The sequence below is a fragment of the Rhodococcus aerolatus genome (genome assembly GCF_054783215.1).
In genome coordinates, this window is record NZ_BAAGQZ010000025.1 from 40,433 (window position 1) to 64,815 (window position 24,383).

The window sequence follows — 24,383 nt, forward strand, 5'->3', positions numbered from 1 at the left end:
GCTCAGCCCCCGTCGCCGGGCAGGGTGCGGGCGTCGAGGCCGGCGAAGGGCCCGTCGGCGCGGCGCCACCGCGCGGCCAGCTCGGCCGCGGCGTGCTCGGCACCGCGCTCGACGGCGCCGGCGATCTCGCGGGTGGCGTGCGCGTGGGTCCAGGCGCGGGTGCGCGCGTACTCGGCGGCCGAGTCCTTGCTGACCATGAAGGCCCAGTCGCTGGACGTGGTCAGCAGGGCCTCGCGGAGCAGCTGGTCGGAGACCGGGTCGCGGGTGGTGCCGGGCTTGCGCGCGTCCACCGCCGCCAGCGCGGTGGCCACCACGTCGGCCCCCAGCTCGACCAGGTCGGCCACGGCGGGGCCGTCCCACACCCGCCAGTCCTTGCCCGAGCCCCAGGACGACGCGGGCAGGTCCACGGGCGCGCCGACGTGGCCCCGCGCCACCGCACCGGCCAGGGTCGAGACGGTGACCCCGGCCTCGGGCAGCAGCCGCAGCACCGCCTCCAGCCACGCCGGGCCCTCGTGCCACCAGTGCCCGAACAGCTCGGTGTCGTAGGCGGCCACGACGAGGGCGGGCGCCCCGGTGCGGGCGCCCTGTTCGAGCAGCCGGCGCCGGACGACGTCGACGAAGTCCGCGGCGTGCCGGGCCACGGCGGCCGCGGCGCGGTCGGGGTCGTAGGGGGCCTTGTCCTGCGGGGCCACGCTGCGCCCCGTCACCCGCGCGGGCTTGAGGCCGCTGGGGTGGTCGAAGGTGTGGAAGTCGCGGTAGGCGGCGTGGCCGGGGTAGCCCGAGCGGGGCGACCACACGCGGTAGGACACCTCGAGGTCGCGGCCGAAGGCCACCACGTCGGTGTCGCCGAGGGTGCGGGCGCTCGCGGTGTCCCCGTGCAGGGCGGGGCCGTCGACCATGAGGTGGGTGACCCCGGCCGCGGCGTACCCGCGCTCCATGCCGGGGGAGTAGCCGCACTCGGGGGCCCAGATGCCCGCGGGCCCGCGGCCGAAGCGGCGGCGGCCGTCCTCGAGCCCCTGCTCCAGCGCGAAGCGGCGCAGCCGGGGGTCGAGCAGCGGCTGGAAGGGGTGCGTCAGCGGCCCGCCGAGCAGCTCGACCGCGCCCGCGTCGGCCAGGCCCCGCAGCACCGGGGACCCGCCGTGGCGCCAGTGGGCCTCGAAGTCCGCGATCGCCGCGGTGGCGAGCCGGTGCTCGCGCGCCCCGGTGTCGCCGAGCTCGCCGCGGCGCACCCCCGCGGTCTGCGCGCGCAGCGCCCAGCCCCCCAGCCAGGCGTGCGCCGAGGCCAGGCAGTGGGGGTCGTCGAGCTGCTCGGCCAGCACCGGGGTGACCCCGAGGGTGAGCAGATCCCTGCGGCCCTCGTCGGCCAGGCGGCGCAGCACGGCGGTGACCGGCAGGTAGGAGGCCGCCCACGACTGGTGCAGCCACTCCTCGCCCACCGGCCAGCGACCGTGGTGGGCCAGCCACGGCAGGTGGCTGTGCAGCACCAGGGCGAACGTGCCGGGGACGCGCTCAGCCACCGGTGGGCCCCGGTGGGCGGGTGGCCACGGCCACGAGGTCCAGGCTCGCGTCCACGTCGGCCTCCCGGGCGTCGAGCAGGTCGAAGTCCGCGGTCGCGACACCGGCGACGTCGGCGGCGAGCCGGGCCGGCCACGGCTGCCCGGCCAGCGACCGCGTCAGCTGGGCGTCGACGATCGACCCCCCGTGCGCCGCGTCGAGCTCGTGCAGCCGGGCACCGTGGTGCACCCCGGCCAGCAGCTCCACCTCCAGGCCGGCGCCGACGAGCAGCTCGACCAGCTCGTGCCCGGCCAGCTCACGGGTGTGGAACGGGTTCAGCGGGGTGTCGCGGCCGGGGGAGAAGGTGATGCGGTTCGGCGTGGAGACGAGCAGCGCACCGCCGGGGCGCAGCACGCGGGCGCACTCGGCGAGGAACCCGGGCTGGTCCCACAGGTGCTCGATGACCTGGAGGTTGACCACGACGTCGACCGACCCCGACGCGACGGGCAGGGCGGCGAGGTTGCCGCGCAGCGTGACCAGCGCCGGGTAGCGCCGGGCGACGTGCGCGGTGGTGTGCGCGTCGTAGTCCAGGGCCAGCACGCGGTCGGCGGTGCGGGCCAGCAGGTCGGCGCCGTAGCCCTCGCCGCAGCCCGCCTCGAGCACCACCGCCCCCGCGCAGCGCGGCGCGAGCGCGGTGTAGACGACCTCGTGGCGGCGGAACCAGTAGTTCTCCTCCGGGATGCCGGGCACGGTGCGCTCCCCGGTCAGCGGCAGCACCTCGGCCGCGGGCGGCAGCACGCGTCCGGCGTCGCTCGTGGTCATCTCCGCCGCTCTCCTCCCGTCGGGCCCGCCCGCCGCCGGGCACGGTGGGCCACCGTATCGCCGTGGGGCAGGCCCCCGGCGCGGCCCGGGCGGCCCGGGTCGGTGGTCCCGGTCCGTGCCCCCGGTCCGTGCCCCCGGCCGACGCCCCGGTGTGGCGCGGATCGCGCGGCCACGGACTCGCCGGTCGGGTTACCGGCCGGTAACCTGGGCCTCGACGCAGGGTAGACCGCTGTGCGTGCGACGCTGGACCGTCCGGTCGTGGCGCCCGCCCCACTCGTAGGAGGTCGAAGAAGACCCATGAACATCGCTGTGCTGATCAAGCAGGTCCCCGACACGTGGTCCGAGCGCAAGCTCTCCGACTCCGACCACACCCTCGACCGGGACGCGGCCGACGCCGTGCTCGACGAGATCAACGAGCGCGCGGTCGAGGAGGCCCTGCAGCTCAAGGAGTCCGGCGACGGCGAGGTGACCGTCGTGACCATGGGTCCCGACCGGGCCACCGACGCCATCCGCAAGGCCCTCTCGATGGGCGCGGACAAGGCCGTGCACCTCTCCGACGAGGCGCTGCACGGCTCCTGCACCGTCCAGACCGCCAAGGCGCTGGCCAAGGTCATCGGCACCCTCGGTGACGTCGACCTGGTCATCGCGGGCAACGAGGCCACCGACGGCCGCTCCGGCGCCATCCCGGCGATGCTCGCCGAGGTGCTGGGCCTGCCGCAGCTGACCCACCTGCGCAACCTCGAGGTCGACGGCACCACCATCAAGGGCGAGCGCGAGACCGACGAGGGCCTGTTCTCCGTCGAGGCCACGATGCCCGCCGTGGTGAGCGTGACCGAGAAGATCAACGAGCCGCGCTACCCCTCGTTCAAGGGGATCATGGCGGCGAAGAAGAAGCCCGTGGAGACCCTGACCCTGGCCGACGCCGGGATCGACGCCTCCGAGGTCGGCCTCGGCAGCGCGACCTCCGCCGTGCTCAGCGCGGCCCCCAAGCCCCCCCGCACCGCGGGTGAGCGCGTCTCCGACGAGGGCGACGGCGGCGAGAAGATCCTGCAGTACCTCGTCTCCCAGAAGATCGTCTGAGCCGGCCCGAAGCGAACAGGAGAAACGACATGGCTGAAGTCCTGGTCCTCGCCGAGCACGTCGAGGGAACCCTCAAGAAGGTCACCGGAGAGCTCGTCACCGCGGCGCGCGCGCTCGGTGAGCCCTCCGTCGTGGTGACCGGCCCGTCCGGCACCGCCGCCGGCGTCGCCGAGGCGCTCGCCGCCGCCGGCGCCGCCAAGATCTACGTCGCCGAGTCCGACGACGTCGACGGCTTCCTCGTCACCCCCAAGGTCGACGTCCTCGCCGCCCTGGTCGAGAAGGCCTCCCCGGTCGCGGTCCTGACGGCCGCCAGCGTGGAGGGCAAGGAGGTCGCCGGCCGCCTCGCCGTCCGGCTGGGCTCCGGGCTGCTGACCGACGTGGTCGGCGTCGCCCTCGACGGCGACACCGTCACCGCGACCCACTCGATCTTCGGTGGCGCCTACACCGTCGAGGCGAAGGCGAACGGCTCCGTGCCGGTCGTGACCGTGCGCCCGGGCTCGGTCGACGCCGAGCCGCAGGCCGGCGCCGGTGAGCAGGAGACCGTGGAGGTGCCCGCGCAGGACGCCGCCAAGGCCACGCGCATCACCGCGCGCAACCCGATCGTCGGCGGCGACCGGCCCGAGCTCACCGAGGCCACCGTCGTGGTCTCCGGTGGCCGCGGCGTCGGCTCCGCGGACAACTTCTCCGTGGTCGAGACCCTGGCCGACTCCCTCGGTGCGGCCGTGGGCGCCTCCCGCGCCGCGGTGGACTCCGGGTACTACCCGGGCCAGTTCCAGGTGGGCCAGACCGGCAAGACCGTCTCCCCGCAGCTGTACCTGGCGCTGGGCATCTCCGGCGCCATCCAGCACCGGGCCGGCATGCAGACCTCGAAGACGATCGTCGCCGTGAACAAGGACGAGGAGGCGCCGATCTTCGAGATCGCCGACTTCGGCGTCGTCGGCGACCTGTTCAAGGTCGCCCCGCAGCTCAGCGACGAGGTCGCCAAGCGCAAGGGCTGACACCCGCTCGACCCCACGACGGCGGGCACGGACCACGGGTCCGTGCCCGCCGTCGTGCGACGGCTACCCTGGGAAGGCCATGAGCGCACACCCCACCCACTACCTCGACCACGCCGCGACCACGCCGGTCCTGGCGGAGGTGGTCGACGCCGTCGCCGCGGCCATGCGCACCCCCGGCAACGCCGCGTCGCAGCACGGCTCGGGCCGGGCCGCGCGCCGCGCGGTGGAGGAGTCCCGCGAGGCCGTGGCCGCGGCGCTGGGGGCGCGTCCCTCCGAGGTCGTCTTCACCGCGGGCGGCACGGAGAGCGACAACCTCGCCGTCAAGGGCATCTTCTGGGCCCGCCGGGCCGCCGACCCGCGCCGCACCCGGGTCGTCACCAGCACCGTCGAGCACCACGCCGTGCTCGACGCGGTGGCGTGGCTGGTCGAGCACGAGGGCGCCCGGGTCAGCTGGCTGCCGGTCGACGCGGACGGGGTCGTCGACCCGGCCGACCTCGCGGCCGTGCTGGACGCCGTGGGCGACGAGGTGGCGCTGGTCAGCGTCATGTGGGCCAACAACGAGGTCGGTGCGGTGAACCCCGTGGCCGCGCTGGCCGAGGTGGCCCACGCCCACGGGGTCCCGCTGCACACCGACGCGGTGCAGGCCGCGGCGCAGCTGCCCGTGCACTTCGCCGACTCCGGCGTCGACGCGCTCACCGTCACCGGGCACAAGCTGGGCGGGCCGTTCGGGGCCGGCGCGCTGCTGCTCGGCCGCGACGTCGCCTGCACCCCGCTGCTGCACGGTGGCGGCCAGGAGCGCGACGTGCGCTCCGGCACCCTGGACACCCCGGCGCTCGTCGGGTTCGCCACCGCGCTGCGGCTCTCGGTCGCCGACCGCGACCGCCGCGCCACCGAGCTGGCCCGGCTGCGCGACCGGCTCGTCGCGGGGGTCGTCGCCCTCGTCCCCGACGTGGTGCTCAACGGCCCCGACCCGGCCCGTCGCGACCGGCTGCCCGGCAACGCCCACCTCAGCTTCCGCGGCTGCGAGGGCGACTCGCTGCTCATGCTGCTCGACGCCCGCGGCATCGAGTGCTCCACCGGCTCCGCCTGCACCTCCGGGGTGGCCCGGCCCAGCCACGTGCTGCTCGAGATGGGCGTCGCGCCGTCCGAGGCCCGCGGCTCGCTGCGGTTCTCCCTCGGCCACACCTCGACGGACGAGGACGTCGACGCGCTGCTCGAGGCCGTCGTGCCCGTCGTCGAGCGCGCCCGCGCCGCCGGCATGGCCGCCGCGCGCTAGAGACCCGCCGGACCGCTCCGCCCGCCGGTATCCGTCAGGCCGCCGGGGCGGCGCCGTCCCGCTCGGCGAGGCCGCCCAGGGTGCGCAGCTGCTTGTCGACCATCACCGCGTCCCCGACGGGCAGCAGCGCGGCCAGGGCGCGGCCCAGCGGCCCGCCGGGGTAGCCGCAGCGCACCTTGACCACCAGCCGGCTGCCCCGCGGGTGGGGCAGCACCCGGTAGGTCATGGCCATGCTCACCGCACCGCGGTGCAGCACGGTGAGGTGGTCGTCGACGGCGAACGACGCCACCGCGAACACCAGCAGCGCCCGCTGCCCGACCGCGAGCGGCGGTGCGTCGGGGTCCACGGTCCGCGGGCTGCGCCGGCCCAGGTTGTCGACGAGGTCCCAGCTGTAGGGCGCGACGCGGAGCTGCGGCAGCCACCGCCACACGGCCGCGGGGGAGGCGCGGACCGTCCGGGCCCGCCACAGCTGCTGGCCCAGGTCGGGGGCGACGTCGTCGCACGCGTAGTGCAGGCCCCGCTCGGCGGCCGTGCTGCCCGCGGTCCGGCCCCAGCCGCCCACCCGTGCCCCGACACCCACGGCGACGATCCTGCGCCGGACTACCCTGGCCCGCTGTGCGGGTGCTGGCGGCGATGAGCGGTGGGGTGGACTCGGCCGTGGCGGCCGCCCGCGCCGTCGACGCCGGCCACGACGTCACCGGCGTGCACCTGGCCCTGTCCACCGCACCGGGCACGCTGCGCACCGGCTCGCGGGGCTGCTGCTCGAAGGAGGACGCCGGGGACGCCCGGCGGGCCGCCGACACCCTCGGCATCCCGTTCTACGTGTGGGACTTCGCCGAGCGCTTCGCCGCCGACGTGGTGGACGACTTCGTCGCCGCCTACGCCGCGGGGGAGACCCCGAACCCGTGCGTGCGGTGCAACCAGCAGATCAAGTTCGCCGCCCTGGCCGACCGCGCGGCCGCCCTCGGCTTCGACGCCGTCGCCACCGGGCACTACGCCCGGCTGGCCGACGGGGTGCTGCGGCGCGCGGTCGACGCGGGCAAGGACCAGTCCTACGTGCTGGCCGTGCTGCGGCCCGACCAGCTGGCCCGGGCCCTGTTCCCCCTCGGTGACACCCCGAAGTCCGCGGTGCGGGCGGAGGCGGCCGCCCGGGGGCTCGCGGTGGCGGACAAGCCCGACAGCCACGACATCTGCTTCATCCCCTCCGGCGACACCCGGGCGTTCCTCGGCGGGCGCATCGGGGTGCGCCCCGGACCGGTCGTGGACGGCCGCACCGGGGTCGCCCTCGCCGAGCACGCCGGGGTGCACGGCTTCACCGTCGGGCAGCGCAAGGGCCTCGGGGTCGACGCGCCCGCCGCGGACGGGCGCCCGCGCTACGTCACCGGCATCGACGTGGCCACCGCGACGGTGACCGTCGGTGCCGCCGAGGACCTCGACGTGCGCGGGCTGACCGCACGCGACCCGGTGTGGACCGGCGGTGCCCCCGCGGGGCCGTGCGTGGTGCAGGTGCGCGCCCACGGCGGGCTCGCCCCGGCCACCGTCGCCGTGGCGGACGGGTCGGTCGAGGTGGTGCTGGCCGAGCCGCTGCGCGGCGTCGCCCCCGGGCAGACGGTGGCGTTCTACGCCGAGGACCCGGGCGGCGACGTCGTGCTCGGCAGCGCCACGATCGCCGCCACCCGCGGCTGAGCCCGGCTCAGCCGTAGGGCGTGCTGGCCGACACCTCGTGCACCGTGATGACCGGGGGCGCGGTCACCATGTCGGGCAGCGCGCCCAGCAGCTGCTGGGTGTGCGCCTGGCCCATGTGCGCGTCGAGGTGGGCCTTGGACTCCCACGTCTCGATCGAGCAGAAGCGGGTCGGGTCCTCGACGTCGCGGAGGAACGAGTAGGACAGGCAGCCCTCGTCGCCGCGGGACGAGGCGGCCGTGGTGGCGAGCAGGCCCGCCACCTCGTCCGCCTTCTCGGGCTTGGTGGTGGCCTCGGCGATGACGACGATCACGGGTGCTCCCGGGGGTCAGGGGGCCGTCGTCGGTGACGGCCCGCACCGCTGAGCCTGCCCCGCCGCCCCCCGCGGGGCCAGGGGCGGGGTAGACACGCGCCATGGCCGCCGAGAGCACCGCCCCGCCCGTGCCCGAGGCGGGGACCGCGCTGCCCACCGCGGTGGGCTCCTGGCCGGGGGTGGACGCGCTCGCCGCCGCCACGGTCGTCACCGGTGAGCTGGGGGCGCTGCCGCACCTGGTGGAGCTGCCCGCCCGCGGGGTGGGGGCGGACCTGGTGGGCCGGGCCGGCGCGCTGCTGGTCGACCTGCCGCTGGAGGTGGTGGCCTCGGGGTGGCGCACCGCGGAGCGGCCCGGGCGCGACGGCCGCCGGGCGCACGCCCTGCTGCGGGAGGACCTCGACGCGCTCGAGGAGGCGCTGGAGCGCGGCGGCCACACCCCGCCCGCCGTCAAGGTGCAGGCGGCCGGGCCGTGGACGCTGGCGGCGGCCGTGGAGCTGCGCACCGGGCACCGGGTGCTCACCGACCCCGGTGCCGTCCGCGAGCTCGCGGCGTCGCTCGCCGAGGGGGTCGCCGGCCACGTCGCCGAGGTCGCCCGCCGGGTGGGGGCGCCGGTGGTGCTGCAGCTCGACGAGCCCGGGCTGCGGGCGGTGCTCGACGGCACCGTGCCCACCGTCACGGGGATGGGGAACGTGGGGGCGGTCCCCGACGGGCGCGTGGTCGAGGTGCTGCGCACCGTCGTCGACGCCGCCACCGCCGCGGGGGCGAGCGTGGCCGTGCACAGCTGCGCCGGGCCGGTGCCGCTGGGGCTGCTGCGGGCCGCGGGCGCCGCCGCGGTGGGCCTGGACCTCACCACCGGGCGCACCCTCGCGGCCGCGGAGCTCGACGGGGTGGGCGAGGCGCTGGAGGCCGGCACCGCGCTGGTGCTCGGCCTCGTCCCCCCGCTGGCCCCGACCGCCCCGCCGGGCCTCGCCGAGCTGGCCGCCCCGGCGCTGCGGCTGCTCGACGGCCTCGGCATCGACCGCGCCGTGCTGGCCCGGCAGTGGGTCAGCCCGGGGTGCGGCCTGGCCGGGGCGAGCCAGGAGTGGGCGCGGCGCGCGCTCGGGCTGACCGTGGAGCTGGGCCGGGCACTGGCGGAGCCGCCGGAGGCGTGGGCGCGGGACTGATCGGCGACCCCGCGGGGGTCGGGGGTGCTCGGTAGCCTCCACCGGGTGACCGACTCGACCGAGACCACGCCGGGGGACGTCCCGCAGGAGGACCCCGCCCCGGGGGCGACGCCCGCCGACGCCGCGACCCGGGAGCGGTGGGCGGCGCTGGCCGAGGAGGTCCGCGGCCACCAGTTCCGGTACTACGTGCGCGACGCCCCGGTCGTCTCCGACGGCGAGTTCGACGCCCTGCTCGGCGAGCTGACCGCCCTGGAGGAGGCCCACCCCGAGCTGCGCACCCCCGACTCGCCGACCCAGCTGGTGGGCGGCGGCTTCGCCACCGAGTTCACCGCCGTCGACCACCTCGAGCGGATGCTGAGCCTGGACAACGCCTTCGACCCCGAGGAGATGCGCGCCTGGGACGACCGCGTCGTCGCCGAGGTGGGCCACCAGGTCGACTACGTGTGCGAGCTGAAGATCGACGGCGTGGCGCTGAACCTGGTCTACGAGCGGGGCCGGCTGGTGCGGGCCGCCACCCGGGGCGACGGGCGCACGGGGGAGGACGTGACGCTCAACGCCCGCACCATCGCCGACGTCCCCGAGGTCCTCACCGGCACCGACGAGCACCCGGTCCCCGAGCTGCTCGAGGTGCGGGGCGAGGTGTTCTTCCGCCTCGTCGACTTCGCCGCGCTCAACGCGTCGCTCGTCGAGGCGGGCAAGCCACCCTTCGCCAACCCCCGCAACTCCGCGGCGGGCTCGCTGCGGCAGAAGAACCCGGCCGTCACCGCGTCGCGGCGCCTCGGGATGATCTGCCACGGGCTCGGCCGGCGCACCGGGTTCGACCCGACGGAGCAGTCGCAGGCCTACGCGGCGCTGGCGGCGTGGGGGCTGCCCGTGTCGCGGTACACCGAGCGGGTCCGCGGCATCGACGCCGTGCTGGAGCGGATCACGCACTGGGGCGAGCACCGCCACGACCCCGAGCACGAGATCGACGGGCTCGTCGTCAAGGTCGACGCCGTCTCCGACCAGCGCCGGCTCGGGTCCACCTCCCGCGCGCCGCGCTGGGCCATCGCCTACAAGTACCCGCCGGAGGAGGCCACCACCCGGCTGCGCGACATCCGGGTCAACGTCGGCCGCACCGGGCGGGTCACCCCGTTCGGGTTCATGGACCCCGTCCTCGTCGCCGGGTCGACCGTGTCGCTGGCCACGCTGCACAACGCCAGCGAGGTCGTCCGCAAGGGCGTGCTCATCGGCGACACCGTCACCATCCGCAAGGCGGGTGACGTCATCCCCGAGATCCTCGGCCCGGTGGTCGACGCCCGGGACGGCACCGAGCGGGCGTTCGTCATGCCCACCGAGTGCCCGGAGTGCGGCACCACCCTGGCCCCGGCCAAGGAGGGCGACGCCGACCTGCGCTGCCCCAACTCCCGCAGCTGCCCCGCCCAGCTCCGGGAGCGCGTCTTCCACGTCGCCGGCCGCGGCGCCTTCGACATCGAGGTGCTCGGCTACGAGGCCGCGACCGAGCTGCTGCGGTCCGGGGTGATCACCGACGAGGGCGACGTGTTCTCCCTGACCGAGGACGACCTGCTGCGCACCGAGCTGTTCCGGACCAAGGCGGGGGCGCTGAGCGCGAACGGGCGGCGGCTGCTGGCCAACCTCGACGCCGCCAAGGACCGGCCGCTGTGGCGGGTGCTGGTGGGGCTGTCGATCCGCCACGTCGGGCCCACCGCCGCCCGGCTGCTGGCGCGGGAGTTCGCCTCCCTCGACCGCATCGAGGCCGCGTCGGAGCAGGAGCTGGCCGACGTCGACGGGGTCGGCCCGACGATCGCCGCCGCGGTGGTCGAGTGGTTCTCGGTCGACTGGCACCGGGAGCTGGTGGCGAAGTGGCGGGCCGCGGGGGTGCGCACGGTCGACGAGCGCGACGCCTCCGTGCCCCGCTTCCTCGAGGGGCACTCCGTGGTGGTGACCGGCTCGCTCACCGAGTACTCCCGCGACGAGGCGAAGGAGGCCATCCTCGCCCGCGGCGGGAAGGCGGCCGGGTCGGTGTCGAAGAAGACGTCGTTCGTGGTGGTGGGGGAGAACCCCGGCTCGAAGCACGACAAGGCGCTGGCGCTCGGGGTGCCGGTGCTCGACGGGGCGGGCTTCACCGTCCTGCTCGAGCAGGGTCCGGAGGCGGCGGCGCCGCTCGCCCAGGTGCCCCCCACCCCCGAGCCGGAGGCGGAGCCGGGGCCTGCGCAGGACGGGGCGTCCGCCGACCCGGTCGAGGAGGTCCCGTCGTGAGCTGGGTGGACGTGCGGCCCGCGGAGGGCGACGAGCTCGACCGCGCCGACGGGGTGCTGCGCGAGTCCGCGGCGGGTCTCGGCGGGGACGTCGACGCCGCCGACGTCGTCGCCGGCGAGCTCGGGCCCGCCCGGGACCGGGCGGCGACGGGCACGGTGCTGGTCGCCGTCGTCGACGGCGAGGTGGTGGGGACGGTCACGGTGTGCCTGCCCGGGACCCCGCTGGCCGGGGTGGCCGGGCCCACCGAGGTCGAGCTCGGCGCGGTCGCGGTGCTGACGAGCGCGCGCGGGCACGGGGTGGGGGAGGCGCTGGTGCGCACGGTGCTGGCCCACGGCATCGAGCTCGGCCTGACCGGCGCGGTGGTCGCCACCACCCCGCCCATGGTCGAGGGCCGGGCGCTGCTGGCCCGGCTGGGCTTCGTCCGGGTCTCCGCCCGGGACCGCACCACGGCCGACGGCGTGCCGCTGCAGGTGATGGCCCGGTCGCTCTAGGCCCCGGGGCCGGTCAGCGCAGGACGGTAGCGACGATGCCCGCCAGGTGGCCGAGGCGTGCGACCTCCGAGGGCCGGAACTCCGGGCCGCCGGGGCGGCCGAGCAGCAGCGCCGACCCGCGCTCGCCCAGCGGTGCGGCGGCCAGGGCGGTGTCGCGCTCGCGCCACGCCGCCGGCACCCACTCCGCCTGCGGGTCCAGCGCGAGCGGCCCGGTCAGCGGCAGCCACGGCACCCCCACGGCACGGGTCTCCGGGGCGGCCGGGCTGCCCACCACGCGGTACGCGCCCCGCGGGCCGGCGTCGACCACGGTCGCCCACCCCACCCGCAGCACCCGGGGGATCCCGTCGACGAGGACCTGCAGCCGGTCGCCGATCGTCGCGGCGACGTGGTCGACCAGGGCCAGCTCGCCGTGGGTGTCGAGCACCCCGGTGTAGGGCCGCACCGAGACCACCCGCACCCCGGGCAGCACCTCCGCCGCGGTGATGAGGGTGTCGGCGGGGGCACCGCGCGGCAGGTCGACCACCAGGTCGTCGGTGGCGTGGTCGCCGCCGCGCTCGACCACGTCGACGGAGAGGATGTCCGCACCGGCGGCACCGAGCGCGGTGGCCAGCGCGCCGAGGCTCCCCGGCTGGTCGGGCACCTGCACGCGGAGCAGGAACGACACGTGCCCACCCCCACCGTCGTGCGCCGGACCGGTGCCCGCCGTCGCCGAGGATCCTCGCACCCCGCGGTGGCACGACCGCGGCACCGCGCAAGTGACACCCTGCACACCGGTTGGTGACGCCGCGCAGTGACACCGTGCACACCCCCTCGCGTGCGGGGCCGGTGCTCCCACACCATGGGACGGGTGAGCACCGCGACGGGCGACCCCGTGACCACCGCCGTCGTCCGGCGCGTCGTCGACGGTCGTGAGTCGGAGTTCCGGGCCTGGGCCGACGAGGGCATGGCCGTGGTCCGGCGCCACCCCGGGTTCCTCGGCGCCGGCTGGCTGCGCTCGGGCACCGACGACGAGGAGTGGCACGTCGTCCACCGCTTCGCCGACGACGCCAGCCTGCAGCGCTGGCTCGACTCCCCCGAGCGCACCGCCTGGGTCGAGCGGGGCACCGGCACCGCCCTCGACGCGGCCTGGCACCGGCTCTCCGGGGTGGAGGGCTGGTTCGCGCCCCACGGGGCCGGTGCGCCCGAGTCGCCCGTCGCGGCGGTCACCCCGCCGCCGCGGTGGAAGCAAGCCGTGACGATCTGGCTCGGCTTCTTCCCCATCAGCCTCGTGCTCGCGGTCGTCGTCGCGCCGCACCTGTCCGGCCTCGACGTCGTGCTGCGCACGCTGGTGACGACGGTCGTCACCACCCCGGTCATGGTCTACGTCGTGCTCCCGCTGGTGACCCGGCTGGTCGGGGGCTGGCTGGCCGGCGGGCGAGCGGGGTCGCCGGGGCGCGGCGCCCGATAGGCTCGGCCGACGCCTGCGTGCGCCCCTCCGGGCGGCACCGCCCACCCACCGAGCCAGGGGAGACCCCAGCACCGTGCCCGCCATCACCCGCGACGAGGTGGCCCACCTCGCCCGCCTCGCCCGGCTCGCCGTCACCGACGACGAGCTCGACGCCTTCGCCGGGCAGCTCGAAAAGATCCTGGAGCACGTCGCCACCGTCTCCGAGGTCGCGGCGGACGACGTGCCGCCCACCTCGCACGCCGTGCCGCTGACCAACGTGGTGCGCCCCGACGTCGTCATCCCCGGCCTCGACCAGGACCAGGCGCTCTCCGGCGCCCCGGCCGCCGAGCAGGGCCGCTTCCGCGTCCCGCAGATCCTGGGCGAGGAGCAGTGACCGCCGCGACCGACCTGACCACGGCCAGCGCCGCCGAGCTGGCCGGGCTGGTGCACCGCCGCGAGGTGAGCTCCGTCGAGGTCACCCGTGCCCACCTCGACCGCATCGACGCCGTCGACGGCCGGGTGCACGCGTTCCTGCACGTCGACGCCGACGGGGCGCTGGCCGCGGCCGCCGCCACCGACGCCGCCCTCGACGGCGGCGCGGAGCCCGCGTCCGCGCTGGCCGGGGTGCCGCTGGCTCTCAAGGACGTCTTCGTCACCACCGACATGCCCACCACCTGCGGCTCGCGGATCCTCGAGGGCTGGGTCTCGCCCTACGACGCCACCGTCACCCTCGCGCTGCACGCCGCCGGCATCCCCGTCCTGGGCAAGACCAACATGGACGAGTTCGCCATGGGCAGCTCGACGGAGAACTCCGCCTACGGCCCCACCCACAACCCCTGGGACCTCGACCGGATCCCCGGCGGCTCCGGCGGCGGCTCGGCCGCGGCGCTCGCCGCCTTCCAGGCGCCGCTGGCCATCGGCACCGACACCGGCGGCTCCATCCGCCAGCCCGCCGCGCTCACCGGCACGGTCGGGGTCAAGCCGACCTACGGCACGGTCTCGCGCTACGGCCTCATCGCCTGCGCGTCCTCGCTGGACCAGGGCGGACCCTGCGGGCGGACCGTGCTCGACACCGCCCTGCTGCACCAGGTCGTCGCCGGGCACGACCCCCGCGACTCCACCTCGGTGGACCAGCCCGTGCCCGACGTCGTCGCCGCGGCCCGCGAGGGCGCCCGCGGGGACCTCAGCGGGGTGCGGGTCGGGGTGGTCCGCGAGCTCGCCGGCGACGCCTACGCCCCAGGCGTGCTCGCCTCCTTCGAGGCGGCGGTCGAGCAGCTGCGCGGCCTGGGCGCGGACGTCGTCGAGGTGAGCTGCCCGCACTTCACCCACGCGATCGCCGCCTACTACCTCATCCTGCCCAGCGAGGTGTCGTCCAACCTGGCCCGGTTCGACGCGATGCGCTACGGCCTGCGCGTGTCCGACGACGGTGAGCACTCGGCCGAGGAGGTCATGGCCCTGACCCGGGAGGCCGGCTTCGGCCCGGAGGTCAAGCGCCGCATCATGCTCGGCACCTACGCGCTCTCCGCCGGCTACTACGACGCCTTCTACGGCCAGGCCCAGAAGGTGCGCACCCTGATCACCCGGGACTTCGCGGCGGCCTACGAGAGCGCCGACGTGCTCGTCTCGCCGACCACCCCGACGACCGCGTTCGCGCTGGGGGACAAGGTCGACGACCCGCTGGCCATGTACCTGCAGGACCTCGCCACCATCCCGACCAACCTGGCCGGGGCGTGCGCGATGTCGCTGCCCAGCGGGCTCTCCGCGGACGACGGGCTGCCGGTCGGCCTGCAGCTCATGGCCCCGCCGCTCGCGGACGACCGGCTCTACCGGGTCGGGGCGGCCTACGAGACCGCCCGCGGCCCGGCGCCCACCCCGCCCCCGCTCTGACCCCCTGCCCGTCCCAGGAAGGCCTGCCATGCGCATCGGAGTGCTCACCGGTGGGGGCGACTGCCCCGGCCTCAACGCCGTCATCCGCTCGGTCGTCCGGACCGCGGCGGTGCGCCACGGCAGCCGGGTCGTCGGGTTCCAGGACGGCTGGCGGGGCCTGCTGGAGGACCGCAAGATCCAGCTGCGCGACGACGACGCGATCGACCGCATCCTGACCCGCGGCGGCACCATCCTCGGCTCGGCCCGGGTCAACCCGGACAAGCTGCGCGCGGGCCTCGACGACGTGCGGGAGACGTTGGACAAGAACGGGATCGACGTCCTCATCCCCATCGGCGGCGAGGGCACGCTCACCGCGGCGCACTGGCTCAGCGAGTCCGGGGTGCCGGTGGTGGGGGTGCCCAAGACCATCGACAACGACATCGACTGCACCGACGTCACGTTCGGCTTCGACACCGCCCTGTCCATCGCCAGTGACGCCATCGACCGGCTGCACACCACCGCGGAGTCCCACCAGCGGGTGCTGCTCGTCGAGGTCATGGGCCGGCACGCCGGCTGGATCGCCGTGCAGGCGGGCATGGCCACGGGCGCGCACATGACCCTGGTGCCGGAGGAGCCCTTCGACGTCGCCGCGGTCTGCGAGCGGGTCAAGGCCCGGTTCCACGAGGGCTACTCCCACTTCATCGCCGTGGTCGCCGAGGGGGCGACGCCGCAGGCCGGCTCGATGGAGATCCGGGACGGCGGCATCGACGAGTTCGGCCACCGCCGCTTCACCGGCGTCGCCCAGCAGCTCGGCCACGAGATCGAGCGGCGCATCGGCAAGGAGGTGCGCACCACGGTGCTCGGCCACGTCCAGCGCGGCGGCACCCCCACCCCCCACGACCGCGTGCTGGCCACCCGGTTCGGGTACCACGCGACCCTGGCCGCGCACGAGGGCAGGACCGGGAACATGGTCGCGCTGCACGGCACCGACATCGACCTGGTGCCGCTGGCCGACGCCGTCCGCCAGCTCAAGCGCGTGCCCGAGGCCCGCCTCGCCGAGGCCGAGGCGTTCTTCGGCTGACGCCGGTACGGTCGGGTCCCCCGGGGCTGACCCCGGGGGACGACGAGCAGGGAGCACACGTGGCGCAGCTGGTGCGGGCGAGGAACGGCAAGATGCTGGCCGGGGTGTGCGCGGGCATCGCCCAGCGCTACGGGCTCAGCGCGACCACGGTGCGGGCGGTGTTCGTCGTGTCGTGCCTGCTGCCCGGGCCGCAGTTCGTCCTCTACCTCGTGCTGTGGCTGGTCATGCCCCAGGCCTGAGCCGCCGCGCCTGCTAGTAGTAGACCCGGCTCACGGTCTCCGCGACGCACGCGGGCTTCGACCCGCCCTCGATCTCGATGGTCGAGGTGACGACGGTCTGCACGGCCTCACCCACCATCGTGGCCTCCGTCAGCACCAGGGTGGAGCGCACCCGGGAGCCGACGGGCACGGGGCTGGGGAAGCGGACCTTGTTGGTGCCGTAGTTGACGCCCATCTTCGCGCCCTCGCTGGAGAACACCTGCCACGAGAGCATCGGCACCAGCGACAGAGTCAGGTAGCCGTGGGCGATGGGTCCGCCGAACGGGCTCTCGGCCTTGGCGCGCTCGACGTCGACGTGGATCCACTGGTGGTCGCCGGTCGCGTCCGCGAACGTGTTGACCATCTCCTGGGTGATCTCGGTCCAGTCGCTGGAGCCGAGGGTCTCGCCCTGGGCGTCGAGCCACTGCTGGGCGCTGCTGAAGGTGCGCACGGGTGTCCTCCTCGAGGGGTGCACGACCGGACCGGCCGCTGCCCGGATCGTCGCACGCGCCTGCCCGCGGTCGGCGGTGCGCCGCGCTCCTAGGATGGGACCCATGAGCGCACCCAGCCTGCACCGCGGCCCGGCCGACCTCGTCGACTACGACGACGTCGTCGCGCAGTTCGACCCCGTGCTGGGCATGGAGGTCCACGTCGAGCTGGGCACCGCGACGAAGATGTTCTGCGGCTGCCCCACCGGGTTCGGCGCGGAGCCCAACACCCAGGTGTGCCCGGTGTGCCTCGGCCTGCCCGGCGCGCTGCCGGTGGTCAACGCGACCGCGGTCGAGTCCGCGATCCGCATCGGGCTGGCGCTGAACTGCTCCATCACCCCGCACGGCCGGTTCGCGCGGAAGAACTACTTTTACCCGGACCAGCCAAAGAACTTCCAGACCTCGCAGTACGACGAGCCCATCGCCACCGACGGCCACCTCGACGTCCTCCTCGACGACGGCACCACGTGGCGGGTGGAGATCGAGCGCGCCCACATGGAGGAGGACACCGGAAAGTCGCTGCACGTCGGCGGGGCCACCGGACGCATCCACGGGGCGAGCCACTCGCTGCTGGACTACAACCGCGCCGGGGTGCCGCTGGTGGAGATCGTCACCCGCACCATCCACGGGGCCGGGGCGCGCGCGCCCGAGTTGGCCCGCGCCTACGTCACCGCGCTGCGCGACCTGCTGGAGTCCCTCGGGGTCTCCGACGTGCGGATGGACCAGGGCTCGCTGCGCTGCGACGCGAACGTCTCGCTGACCCCGACGGGGTCGCCGGTGCTGGGCACCCGCACCGAGACCAAGAACGTCAACAGCCTGCGCAGCGTCGAGGTGGCCGTGCGCCACGAGATGCGCCGCCAGGCCGCGGTGCTGCTGGCCGGCGGCGAGGTGGTGCAGGAGACGCGGCACTTCCAGGAGGCCGACGGCACCACCGCGGCGGGCCGGAAGAAGGAGACCGCGGAGGACTACCGGTACTTCCCGGAGCCCGACCTGAGCCCCGTCGCCCCCGACCCGGCGTGGGTGGAGGAGCTCCGCGCGGGCCTGCCCGAGCTGCCCTGGGAGCGCCGTGCCCGGGTCCAGGCCGACTGGGGCGTCAGCGACGAGGAGATGCGCGACCTGCGCAACGCCGGTGCGCTGGACCTCGTGGCCGCGACGGTGGCGGCCGGCGCCCCCGCCGACGCGGCCCGGTCGTGGTGGGTGTCCTACCTCTCGCAGCAGGCCAACACCCGCGGCGTGGCCCTGGCCGAGCTGCCGATCACCCCCGTGCAGGTTGCGCGGGTGGTGGCGCTGGTGGCGGACGGGTCGCTGAACAACAAGCTCGCCCGGCAGGTCGTCGACGGCGTGCTGGCCGGGGAGGGCGAGCCCGACGAGGTCGTCACCGCCCGGGGGCTGGCCGTGGTCAGCGACGACTCCGCGCTGCAGGCCGCGGTCGACGAGGCGCTGGCCGCGAACCCGGCGGTGGCGGACAAGATCCGGGGCGGCAAGGTCGCGGCGGCCGGGGCCATCGTCGGGGCGGTCATGAAGGCGACCCGCGGCCAGGCCGACGCCGGCCGCGTCAAGGAGCTCGTCCTCGCCGCCTGCGCCTGAGCCGTACCCGGACCCCCGGGCCGGTGACCCCTGGGGGACGTCCCGGCCCACTCCTCCGCGCCTGGACCGGAGGACGACACCCCAGCGCTGATCGGATGGCTGCGGACGTCCCGTCGGCGGGGCCGCGCAGGACCGGTGACGCTAGTCCGGTGACCCCTGGGGGACGTCCCGGCCCACTCCTCCGCGCCTGGACCGGAGGACGACCCCCCAGCGTCGATCCGATGGGTCGAGACGTCCCGTCGGCGGGGCCACGCAGGTCCGGTGACGCTAGTCCGGTGACCCGCCCCCACCACCCGCCGGCGGCTGGATCCGGACGACGCGGTCGTCGGTCGGTCCCGGGGTGGCCCCCGGGTCGCCCGCGGTGTTGACGGTGCCCACCCACACGGTGCCGTCCGGGGCGGCGTCGGCGCCGGAGAGCCGGCCGTAGGCGCCCTGGGCGAGGGTGGCGGGCTGGCCCTGCACGGCGAGCCCCTCGCCGGTGGTCAGCACGAACACCGACTGACCCCCGGTCAGCGCGACGGCCACCCGGCCGCCGACCGCGGCGCAACCGGCCGCCCCGGGCCGGTCGGGCCACGTCCACACCGGCGGGCCGAGGCGGCCGTCGACGACGGCCCGCAACCGGTCCTCGCCGGGCGCCCGGTCGGTGACCCACGCGGTGCCGGTCGCCGCGTCGGTGCAGACCCCGGCCGCCGTCCCACCCAGGGTGTCCAGCACCGCCGAGCCCGGGGTGGGGTTGCCCGCGGCCGGGGCGCCGGCCGCGGTGACCCGCAGCAGCTTGCCGCCCAGCGCGGCCGGGTCCGCCGCCGCGGCGGGGTTGCCGGCGTCCCCGGTGACCACGAGCAGCTCGCCGGCCTGGTCGAACGCGAGGGACCCGGTGTTGCCGGACCCGCCGCGGGGGATCCCGGTGAGGATCGGCTTCGCGGTGTCGCCCGGCGCCAGCCGCACCACGCGGGTGTCGGCCGGGGTGGTCACGAGGGCGTAGACCAGCCGGTCCTCGGCGTAGGTGGGGGAGAGTGCGAGGTCAAGCAGCCCCCCGTCCCCGGACCCGTCGACCGGGGTGCTGAGCACCTCCTGGGATGTCTGCTGCGGCGCGACCTGCAGGACGCGCCCGGTGCGCCGCTCGCCGACCAGGGCCGCCTGCCCGCCGGGGAGCACCGCCACGCCGGAGGTCGTCCCCAGGCACGTCGCGACCACGGCCGGGTCGGGGTCCTGGCAGGGCGCGGGTGGCGCGGGCGGGCCGCTGCTGCCGGGGGTGGACGTGCCGGGCTGCGGCTGGTCGGGCAGCTGCGGGGTCGGCTCGGGGCCGGCGCCGAGCGGGGGCGCGTCGCGGAACCCGTCGGCGGGGACGTCGGCGAAGCGGGCGCAGCCGGAGACCGTGAGCGCGGCGCTGAGCAGCAGGCCGGTCACCCCGAGGGTCCACGACCGGCGGCCCCGTCCGCGCTGGTCGTCCACGGCTGTGCAGGCTAGCCGCGGACGGGTGGCCCCGGCGTGAAGCCTGCCGCGCGGCGGACCGGGCGCACGGGGGTGCTCGGTTAGGGTCGGGCAATGGCCGAGACCAGCGGGCGCAGCACCGACGACACCACCGCGACCAGCACCGACGGGAGCGACGGCACCGGCGGGACCTCGGCGGGGGCCCGGGCCGGGGCGTCGCGGGCGGGCTCGTCGCCGGCCGGCTCCGGCGGGGACCGGGTGACCACCCGGGAGGCCACGGACGACCCGGCCACCGAGCAGCTCCCCGCCGTGGGCACGGCCGGCGAGGCCGGCACGTCGGACGGCGCGACCGGCGGCGCAGCCGGTGCGGAGCGCGGCGGCGACGGGACCCGCCATCCGGCGCGGTCGGTCCCCGGCGGGGTCGGGATCCCCGGCCGCGCGGCGCCCCGGCGGGTGCTCGGCGCGCACGAGAGCATGCCCGGCGAGGAGCCGACCGCCCGCAGCGGCGCGGCCACCGGGTCGACCACCGACGCCACCGACCCGACCACCGGCTCGACCACCCGCGACGCCGGCACCGCGGACGACGAGGCGACCACGACGCTGCCCGCGCAGGACGGGGGCCACCGGTCGGGCACCGGGGCCGCGGCCGCCGGGGCGGCCGCGGGGGTGGGGGCCACCGCGTGGTCGCAGCAGCGTCGCGGCGACACCGCCGGCAGCTCGGACGCCACGCCCACCACCGCGCTGGGGTCGGGGGACGACCCGACGACCAGCCGGCTCGACACCGCGGACCACGACGAGCAGGTCCGGGCCGGGGCGGGAGCCGACCACGACGACCCCGACGCCCGGGGCCCGCACGACCCGGCCGCCGCGGCCGCGGTGGACGACCGCGCCGAGCCGAAGGTCCGGCGCGGCACCGGCGACCTGGGGCTGCTGGTCCTGCGCGTGGCCCTGGGCGCCGACCTGCTCGGCCACGGCCTGCAGAAGCTCCCGGGCCTGTTCGGCGGCTCCGGCATCGACGGCTACACCCAGCTGCTCACCGACGGCGGGTACCGCCAGGCGGGCGTGCTGGCCTACGTCGGGGCGATCAGCGAGATCGGCGCCGGCGCGCTGCTGATCCTGGGGCTGCTCACCCCGCTGGCGGCGGCCGCGGCCATCGGGGTGCTCGTCAACACCTGGTTCTTCCGCGAGGCGGCCACCCCGGGGCAGCTCCAGATCTTCTCCGCCCAGGGCGGGGCCGAGCTGGAGCTCGTGCTGCTGGCGGCGGCCGTCGCGGTCGCGCTCGCCGGACCGGGCCGCGGCGCGCTCGACGCCCGGCGCCGGTGGGCCACCCGACCCACCTGGGACGGGCTGCTGGCCGTGCTCGTCGGGGCCGGCGCCGGGGTGGCCGTGTGGTTCCTGCTCAACGGCGCCAACCCCTTCGCCTGAGCGGTCCCGGCCCGGCTCGGGCCTCCTGGTTCAGCCCTCCCGCGCCGCGGCGGGGTCGGGCAGCCGCCCGCCGCTCGCGGCGGCCAGCACCGGCAGGTCCGGCAGGCGCACCGCGGGCAGGGTGACCTCCTCGTCCCCGGCCAGCACCGCGCGGCCCCAGCCGCGGTCGCGGAACCGGATGCCGCGCACCTCGTCCCACCCCAGGTGCCGGTGCCCCACGGCCGAGCGGACGGCCAGCCCAGCCTCGCTGACGGTGGTGCGGACCCGCAGCACCCAGACCCCCGCCAGCAGGGGCACGACGAGCAGCACGCTCCACGGGCCGGGGGGTGCCAGCAGCAGCGGGAACGCGGCGAGCAGGGTGAACAGCACGGCCAGCAGCGCGAGCGGGGAGATGCGCAGCACGACGGCCTGCGGGGCGTCCGGTTCGGTCACCCGGTCATGGTCGCACCGGTGCGCCCGCGCCACCCGGCACGACCGCCCGTCCCAGCGGGTGGGACGCCGGTCCCGCTGGTTTGACGCCCCGGGTGGCCGCGGCCTACCGTCGGCGCCGTGAGGAAGACCAGGGTTCTCGTAATCGGCCGGCGCGTCGTCGCCTGAGCCGAGCCCCACCCCTCCTCAGACCCCGACGCGCACCCTCGTCAGCGGATCCCCCAGGATCAGCGGCGGGGGTTTTCTGCGTCCGGGGCCCGGCACCGACCACCGCACCGCCCCGCACCACCGTCCCGCCCGGCAGCCGACCCACCCGCACCACCCGACACCGGCGTCGTCGATCCAGAGGAACTGACGTGAGCGCACCGACCGCACGATCCCAGCCCGGCCCGGCCCCCCGGGCCGCCGCCCGCCCCACCGCCCCGGCGCGGGCCGCCGCCCCCGAGCACGTCACGGGTGCGCAGTCGCTCGTCCGCTCGCTGGAGGAGGTGGGGGCCGAGCTGGTGTTCGGCATCCCGGGCGGGGCGATCCTGCCCGCCTACGACCCGCTGCTGGACTCCACCCGGGTGCGTCACGTGCTGGTCCGCCACGAGCAGGGCGCGGGGCACGCCGCCACCGGCTACGCCCAGGCCACCGGCAAGGTCGGCGTCTGCATGGCCACCTCGGGCCCCGGCGCCACCAACCTGGTGACCCCGATCGCCGACGCGCAGATGGACTCGGTCCCGCTGGTCGCCATCACCGGCCAGGTCGGGCGGCCGCTCATCGGCACCGACGGCTTCCAGGAGGCCGACATCTCCGGCATCACGATGCCGATCACCAAGCACAACTTCCTCGTCACCGACGGCGCGGACATCCCCCGCACCATCGCCGAGGCGTTCCACCTGGCCTCGACCGGTCGCCCCGGCGCCGTCCTGGTCGACATCCCCAAGGACGTGCTGCAGGCCGACACCGTCTTCACCTGGCCGCCGGAGATGCGGCTGCCCGGCTACCGGCCCATCACCAAGCCCCACGGCAAGCAGGTCCGCGAGGCGGCCCGGCTCATCGCCGCGGCGCGCCGGCCCGTGCTCTACGTCGGCGGCGGGGTCATCAAGGCCGAGGCCAGCGCCGAGCTGCTCGAGCTGGCCGAGCTGACCGGGATCCCCGTCGTCACCACCCTCATGGCCCGCGGCGCCTTCCCCGACAGCCACCCGCTCAACCTCGGGATGCCCGGCATGCACGGCACGGTGGCCGCCGTCGCCGCCATGCAGCGCTCGGACCTGCTCATCGCGCTCGGGGCCCGCTTCGACGACCGCGTCACCGGGGCCCTGTCGAGCTTCGCACCGGGCGCCAAGGTCGTCCACGCCGACATCGACCCCGCGGAGATCGGCAAGAACCGGGCCGCCGACGTCCCCATCGTGGGGGACTGCCGCGAGGTCATCACCGAGCTGCTGGAGGCCGTGCGCAACGAGCTGGCCACCGGTGGGGTCACCGAGCTGGCGCCGTGGCGCGAGCAGCTCGACGGCATCCGCGCGACCTACCCGCTGGGCTACGACCGCCCCGAGGACGGCGCGCTCTCCCCGGAGTACGTCATCCAGCGCATCGGGCAGGTCGCCGGACCGGACGCGATCTACTGCGCCGGCGTCGGCCAGCACCAGATGTGGGCCGCGCAGTTCGTCTCCTACGAGAAGCCGCGCACCTGGCTGAACTCGGGCGGCCTCGGGACGATGGGCTACGCCGTGCCCGCGGCCATGGGCGCCAAGATGGGCAAGCCGGACACCGAGGTGTGGGCCATCGACGGCGACGGCTGCTTCCAGATGACCAACCAGGAGCTGGCCACCTGCGCCATCGAGGGCGTGCCCATCAAGGTCGCCGTCATCAACAACGGCAACCTGGGCATGGTCCGGCAGTGGCAGACGCTGTTCTACGAGCAGCGCTACTCCAACACCGGCCTGTCCACGCACGAGACGGCGACCAACCGCCGCATCCCGGACTTCCTGCTGCTGGCCGAGGCCCTGGGCTGCGTCGGGCTGCGGTGCGAGCGCGAGGAGGACGTCGACGACGTCATCGCGCAGGCCCGGGCGATCACCGACCGCCCCGTCGTCATCGACTTCGTGGTGGGCGCGGACGCGCAGGTGTGGCCGATGGTGGCCGCGGGCACCGGCAACGACGAGATCATGGCCGCCCGCAACATCCGCCCCCTGTTCGACGGCGACGAGATGACCCAGACCGACGACACCAGCCTGACCGACGTCGCCGCGGTCACCGAGAAGGCCCAGGGCACGGCGCAGCAGGGGGGTCCGGCATGAGCAGCCACACCCTCAGCGTGCTCGTCGAGGACAAGCCCGGTGTGCTCGCGCGCGTCTCGAGCCTGTTCTCCCGGCGCGGGTTCAACATCACCTCGCTGGCCGTCGGCGCCACCGAGGTGCCCGACGTGTCCCGCATGACGATCGTCGTCTCGGTGGAGGACTTCCCCCTCGAGCAGGTGACCAAGCAGCTGAACAAGCTGGTCAACGTCATCAAGATCGTCGAGCAGGACCCGGAGCACGCGGTGGCCCGCGAGCTGATGCTGGTCAAGATCCGGGCCGACGCGACCACCCGCGGCCAGGTCCTCGAGGCCGTCTCGCTGTTCCGGGCCCACGTCATCGACGTCTCCGTCGACGCGGTCACCATCGAGGCCACCGGCACCCGGCCCAAGCTCGAGGCCATGCTGCGGGTGCTCGAGCCGTTCGGCGTCCGCGAGATCGTGCAGTCCGGCGTCGTCGCCCTGGGGCGCGGCCCGAAGTCCATCACCGCCACGCGCTAGCGGGGCCCACCAGCACCGCCACGCGCCCAGAC

General features: G+C 76.1%; 24 protein-coding genes. 16 read left to right on the forward strand and 8 right to left on the reverse strand.

Going from position 1 to position 24,383, the window contains the following annotated elements; genetic code table 11:
- Positions 1-2: 2 nt before the first annotated feature.
- Positions 3-1,517 carry a 1,4-alpha-glucan branching protein domain-containing protein gene (locus ACYVOF_RS10120; protein WP_460866116.1) on the reverse strand — a complete coding sequence of 505 codons (1,515 nt, stop codon included), beginning with the start codon at positions 1,515-1,517 and terminating at the stop codon, positions 3-5.
- A complete protein-coding gene (locus ACYVOF_RS10125) occupies positions 1,510-2,316 on the reverse strand; it encodes a class I SAM-dependent methyltransferase (RefSeq protein ID WP_460866118.1) in 807 nt (268 codons plus the stop codon). The genes ACYVOF_RS10120 and ACYVOF_RS10125 overlap by 8 nt, the downstream gene beginning before the upstream one ends.
- Positions 2,317-2,613: 297 nt before the next feature.
- Between ACYVOF_RS10125 and ACYVOF_RS10130 the strand changes: the two genes are divergently transcribed.
- From ACYVOF_RS10130 to ACYVOF_RS10140, 3 genes are all read left to right on the forward strand, one after another.
- Complete coding sequence (locus tag ACYVOF_RS10130; protein WP_460866119.1) at positions 2,614-3,396, forward strand: electron transfer flavoprotein subunit beta/FixA family protein; 783 nt, start codon at positions 2,614-2,616, stop codon at positions 3,394-3,396.
- Between the two features lie 29 nt (positions 3,397-3,425).
- On the forward strand, positions 3,426-4,394 hold the full coding sequence (locus ACYVOF_RS10135) for an electron transfer flavoprotein subunit alpha/FixB family protein (RefSeq protein WP_460866121.1): 969 nt from the start codon (positions 3,426-3,428) through the stop codon (positions 4,392-4,394).
- 79 nt (positions 4,395-4,473) lie between these two features.
- Positions 4,474-5,670, forward strand: a complete 1,197-nt coding sequence (locus ACYVOF_RS10140; protein WP_460866124.1) for a cysteine desulfurase family protein — start codon at positions 4,474-4,476, stop codon at positions 5,668-5,670.
- A gap of 34 nt (positions 5,671-5,704) precedes the next feature.
- Here the strand turns inward: ACYVOF_RS10140 and ACYVOF_RS10145 are convergent, their stop codons facing one another.
- Entirely contained in the window at positions 5,705-6,250 is a 546-nt protein-coding gene (locus ACYVOF_RS10145; protein ID WP_460866126.1) for a hypothetical protein, read from the reverse strand.
- Positions 6,251-6,285: 35 nt separating this feature from the next.
- On the opposite strand from ACYVOF_RS10145, the gene mnmA reads away from it, so the two are divergent.
- On the forward strand, positions 6,286-7,356 hold the full coding sequence (gene mnmA, locus ACYVOF_RS10150) for a tRNA 2-thiouridine(34) synthase MnmA (RefSeq protein WP_460866128.1): 1,071 nt from the start codon (positions 6,286-6,288) through the stop codon (positions 7,354-7,356).
- A gap of 7 nt (positions 7,357-7,363) precedes the next feature.
- Here the strand turns inward: mnmA and ACYVOF_RS10155 are convergent, their stop codons facing one another.
- The gene (locus tag ACYVOF_RS10155) at positions 7,364-7,666 is read right to left on the reverse strand and encodes a putative quinol monooxygenase (RefSeq protein WP_460866131.1); all 303 of its coding nucleotides are present in this window, start codon (positions 7,664-7,666) and stop codon (positions 7,364-7,366) included.
- Positions 7,667-7,767: 101 nt separating this feature from the next.
- Here ACYVOF_RS10155 and ACYVOF_RS10160 point away from each other — a divergent pair, with 101 nt between their 5' ends.
- From ACYVOF_RS10160 to ACYVOF_RS10170, 3 genes are read left to right on the forward strand one after another with little or no spacing between them, the layout of a single operon-like run.
- Positions 7,768-8,829, forward strand: coding sequence for a uroporphyrinogen decarboxylase/cobalamine-independent methonine synthase family protein (locus ACYVOF_RS10160; RefSeq protein WP_460866133.1), 1,062 nt, complete (start codon positions 7,768-7,770; stop codon positions 8,827-8,829).
- A gap of 45 nt (positions 8,830-8,874) precedes the next feature.
- On the forward strand, positions 8,875-11,088 hold the full coding sequence (ligA, locus tag ACYVOF_RS10165; RefSeq protein ID WP_460866135.1) for an NAD-dependent DNA ligase LigA: 2,214 nt from the start codon (positions 8,875-8,877) through the stop codon (positions 11,086-11,088).
- Positions 11,085-11,579: a GNAT family N-acetyltransferase gene (locus tag ACYVOF_RS10170; protein ID WP_460866138.1), complete on the forward strand. Its 495-nt coding sequence runs from the start codon at positions 11,085-11,087 to the stop codon at positions 11,577-11,579. Before ligA ends, ACYVOF_RS10170 begins: the two co-directional genes overlap by 4 nt.
- Positions 11,580-11,592: 13 nt before the next feature.
- Here the strand turns inward: ACYVOF_RS10170 and ACYVOF_RS10175 are convergent, their stop codons facing one another.
- Positions 11,593-12,243 (reverse strand): ACT domain-containing protein, encoded by a 651-nt coding sequence (locus ACYVOF_RS10175; RefSeq protein WP_460866141.1) that lies wholly within the window; start codon positions 12,241-12,243, stop codon positions 11,593-11,595.
- 183 nt (positions 12,244-12,426) lie between these two features.
- Between ACYVOF_RS10175 and ACYVOF_RS10180 the strand changes: the two genes are divergently transcribed.
- The 5 genes from ACYVOF_RS10180 (at position 12,427) to ACYVOF_RS10200 (ending at position 16,191) form a co-directional block, all read left to right on the forward strand.
- Positions 12,427-13,026 (forward strand): antibiotic biosynthesis monooxygenase, encoded by a 600-nt coding sequence (locus tag ACYVOF_RS10180; RefSeq protein ID WP_460866143.1) that lies wholly within the window; start codon positions 12,427-12,429, stop codon positions 13,024-13,026.
- 73 nt (positions 13,027-13,099) lie between these two features.
- Positions 13,100-13,399 (forward strand): Asp-tRNA(Asn)/Glu-tRNA(Gln) amidotransferase subunit GatC, encoded by a 300-nt coding sequence (gatC, locus tag ACYVOF_RS10185; RefSeq protein ID WP_460866144.1) that lies wholly within the window; start codon positions 13,100-13,102, stop codon positions 13,397-13,399.
- A 14-nt stretch (positions 13,400-13,413) separates the two neighbouring features.
- A complete protein-coding gene (gene gatA, locus ACYVOF_RS10190) occupies positions 13,414-14,892 on the forward strand; it encodes an Asp-tRNA(Asn)/Glu-tRNA(Gln) amidotransferase subunit GatA (RefSeq protein WP_460866208.1) in 1,479 nt (492 codons plus the stop codon).
- Between the two features lie 28 nt (positions 14,893-14,920).
- Positions 14,921-15,952 carry an ATP-dependent 6-phosphofructokinase gene (locus ACYVOF_RS10195; RefSeq protein WP_460866146.1) on the forward strand — a complete coding sequence of 344 codons (1,032 nt, stop codon included), beginning with the start codon at positions 14,921-14,923 and terminating at the stop codon, positions 15,950-15,952.
- 59 nt (positions 15,953-16,011) lie between these two features.
- A complete protein-coding gene (locus ACYVOF_RS10200; RefSeq protein ID WP_460866148.1) occupies positions 16,012-16,191 on the forward strand; it encodes a PspC domain-containing protein in 180 nt (59 codons plus the stop codon).
- A gap of 13 nt (positions 16,192-16,204) precedes the next feature.
- Here the strand turns inward: ACYVOF_RS10200 and ACYVOF_RS10205 are convergent, their stop codons facing one another.
- Positions 16,205-16,660, reverse strand: a complete 456-nt coding sequence (locus ACYVOF_RS10205) for a MaoC family dehydratase (RefSeq protein WP_460866150.1) — start codon at positions 16,658-16,660, stop codon at positions 16,205-16,207.
- Positions 16,661-16,763: 103 nt separating this feature from the next.
- On the opposite strand from ACYVOF_RS10205, the gene gatB reads away from it, so the two are divergent.
- On the forward strand, positions 16,764-18,284 hold the full coding sequence (gene gatB, locus ACYVOF_RS10210) for an Asp-tRNA(Asn)/Glu-tRNA(Gln) amidotransferase subunit GatB (protein WP_460866152.1): 1,521 nt from the start codon (positions 16,764-16,766) through the stop codon (positions 18,282-18,284).
- A 267-nt stretch (positions 18,285-18,551) separates the two neighbouring features.
- On the opposite strand, the gene ACYVOF_RS10215 is transcribed toward gatB, so the two are convergent.
- Entirely contained in the window at positions 18,552-19,736 is a 1,185-nt protein-coding gene (locus tag ACYVOF_RS10215; RefSeq protein WP_460866154.1) for a PQQ-dependent sugar dehydrogenase, read from the reverse strand.
- Positions 19,737-19,829: 93 nt separating this feature from the next.
- Between ACYVOF_RS10215 and ACYVOF_RS10220 the strand changes: the two genes are divergently transcribed.
- Complete coding sequence (locus tag ACYVOF_RS10220; RefSeq protein WP_460866155.1) at positions 19,830-21,140, forward strand: DoxX family membrane protein; 1,311 nt, start codon at positions 19,830-19,832, stop codon at positions 21,138-21,140.
- Positions 21,141-21,170: 30 nt separating this feature from the next.
- Here the strand turns inward: ACYVOF_RS10220 and ACYVOF_RS10225 are convergent, their stop codons facing one another.
- Complete coding sequence (locus ACYVOF_RS10225) at positions 21,171-21,572, reverse strand: PH domain-containing protein (RefSeq protein WP_460866157.1); 402 nt, start codon at positions 21,570-21,572, stop codon at positions 21,171-21,173.
- A gap of 353 nt (positions 21,573-21,925) precedes the next feature.
- On the opposite strand from ACYVOF_RS10225, the gene ACYVOF_RS10230 reads away from it, so the two are divergent.
- Together ACYVOF_RS10230 and ilvN are read left to right on the forward strand one after the other, a co-directional pair.
- Complete coding sequence (locus ACYVOF_RS10230) at positions 21,926-23,854, forward strand: acetolactate synthase large subunit (RefSeq protein WP_460866159.1); 1,929 nt, start codon at positions 21,926-21,928, stop codon at positions 23,852-23,854.
- Positions 23,851-24,351: an acetolactate synthase small subunit gene (gene ilvN / locus ACYVOF_RS10235; RefSeq protein ID WP_460866160.1), complete on the forward strand. Its 501-nt coding sequence runs from the start codon at positions 23,851-23,853 to the stop codon at positions 24,349-24,351. The genes ACYVOF_RS10230 and ilvN overlap by 4 nt, the downstream gene beginning before the upstream one ends.
- Positions 24,352-24,383 lie beyond the last annotated feature (32 nt).

Excerpts from the sequence above, each read along its gene's own strand:
- ACYVOF_RS10125 (WP_460866118.1), bottom strand. The coding sequence starts at position 2,316 with ATGACCACGAGCGACGCCGGACGCGTGCTGCCGCCCGCGGCCGAGGTG.
- gatB (WP_460866152.1), top strand. The coding sequence starts at position 16,764 with ATGAGCGCACCCAGCCTGCACCGCGGCCCGGCCGACCTCGTCGACTAC.
- ilvN (WP_460866160.1), top strand. The coding sequence starts at position 23,851 with ATGAGCAGCCACACCCTCAGCGTGCTCGTCGAGGACAAGCCCGGTGTG.
- ACYVOF_RS10220 (WP_460866155.1), top strand. The coding sequence starts at position 19,830 with ATGGCCGAGACCAGCGGGCGCAGCACCGACGACACCACCGCGACCAGC.
- ACYVOF_RS10130 (WP_460866119.1), top strand. The coding sequence starts at position 2,614 with ATGAACATCGCTGTGCTGATCAAGCAGGTCCCCGACACGTGGTCCGAG.
- ACYVOF_RS10140 (WP_460866124.1), top strand. The coding sequence starts at position 4,474 with ATGAGCGCACACCCCACCCACTACCTCGACCACGCCGCGACCACGCCG.
- ACYVOF_RS10160 (WP_460866133.1), top strand. The coding sequence starts at position 7,768 with ATGGCCGCCGAGAGCACCGCCCCGCCCGTGCCCGAGGCGGGGACCGCG.
- ACYVOF_RS10135 (WP_460866121.1), top strand. The coding sequence starts at position 3,426 with ATGGCTGAAGTCCTGGTCCTCGCCGAGCACGTCGAGGGAACCCTCAAG.
- ACYVOF_RS10195 (WP_460866146.1), top strand. The coding sequence starts at position 14,921 with ATGCGCATCGGAGTGCTCACCGGTGGGGGCGACTGCCCCGGCCTCAAC.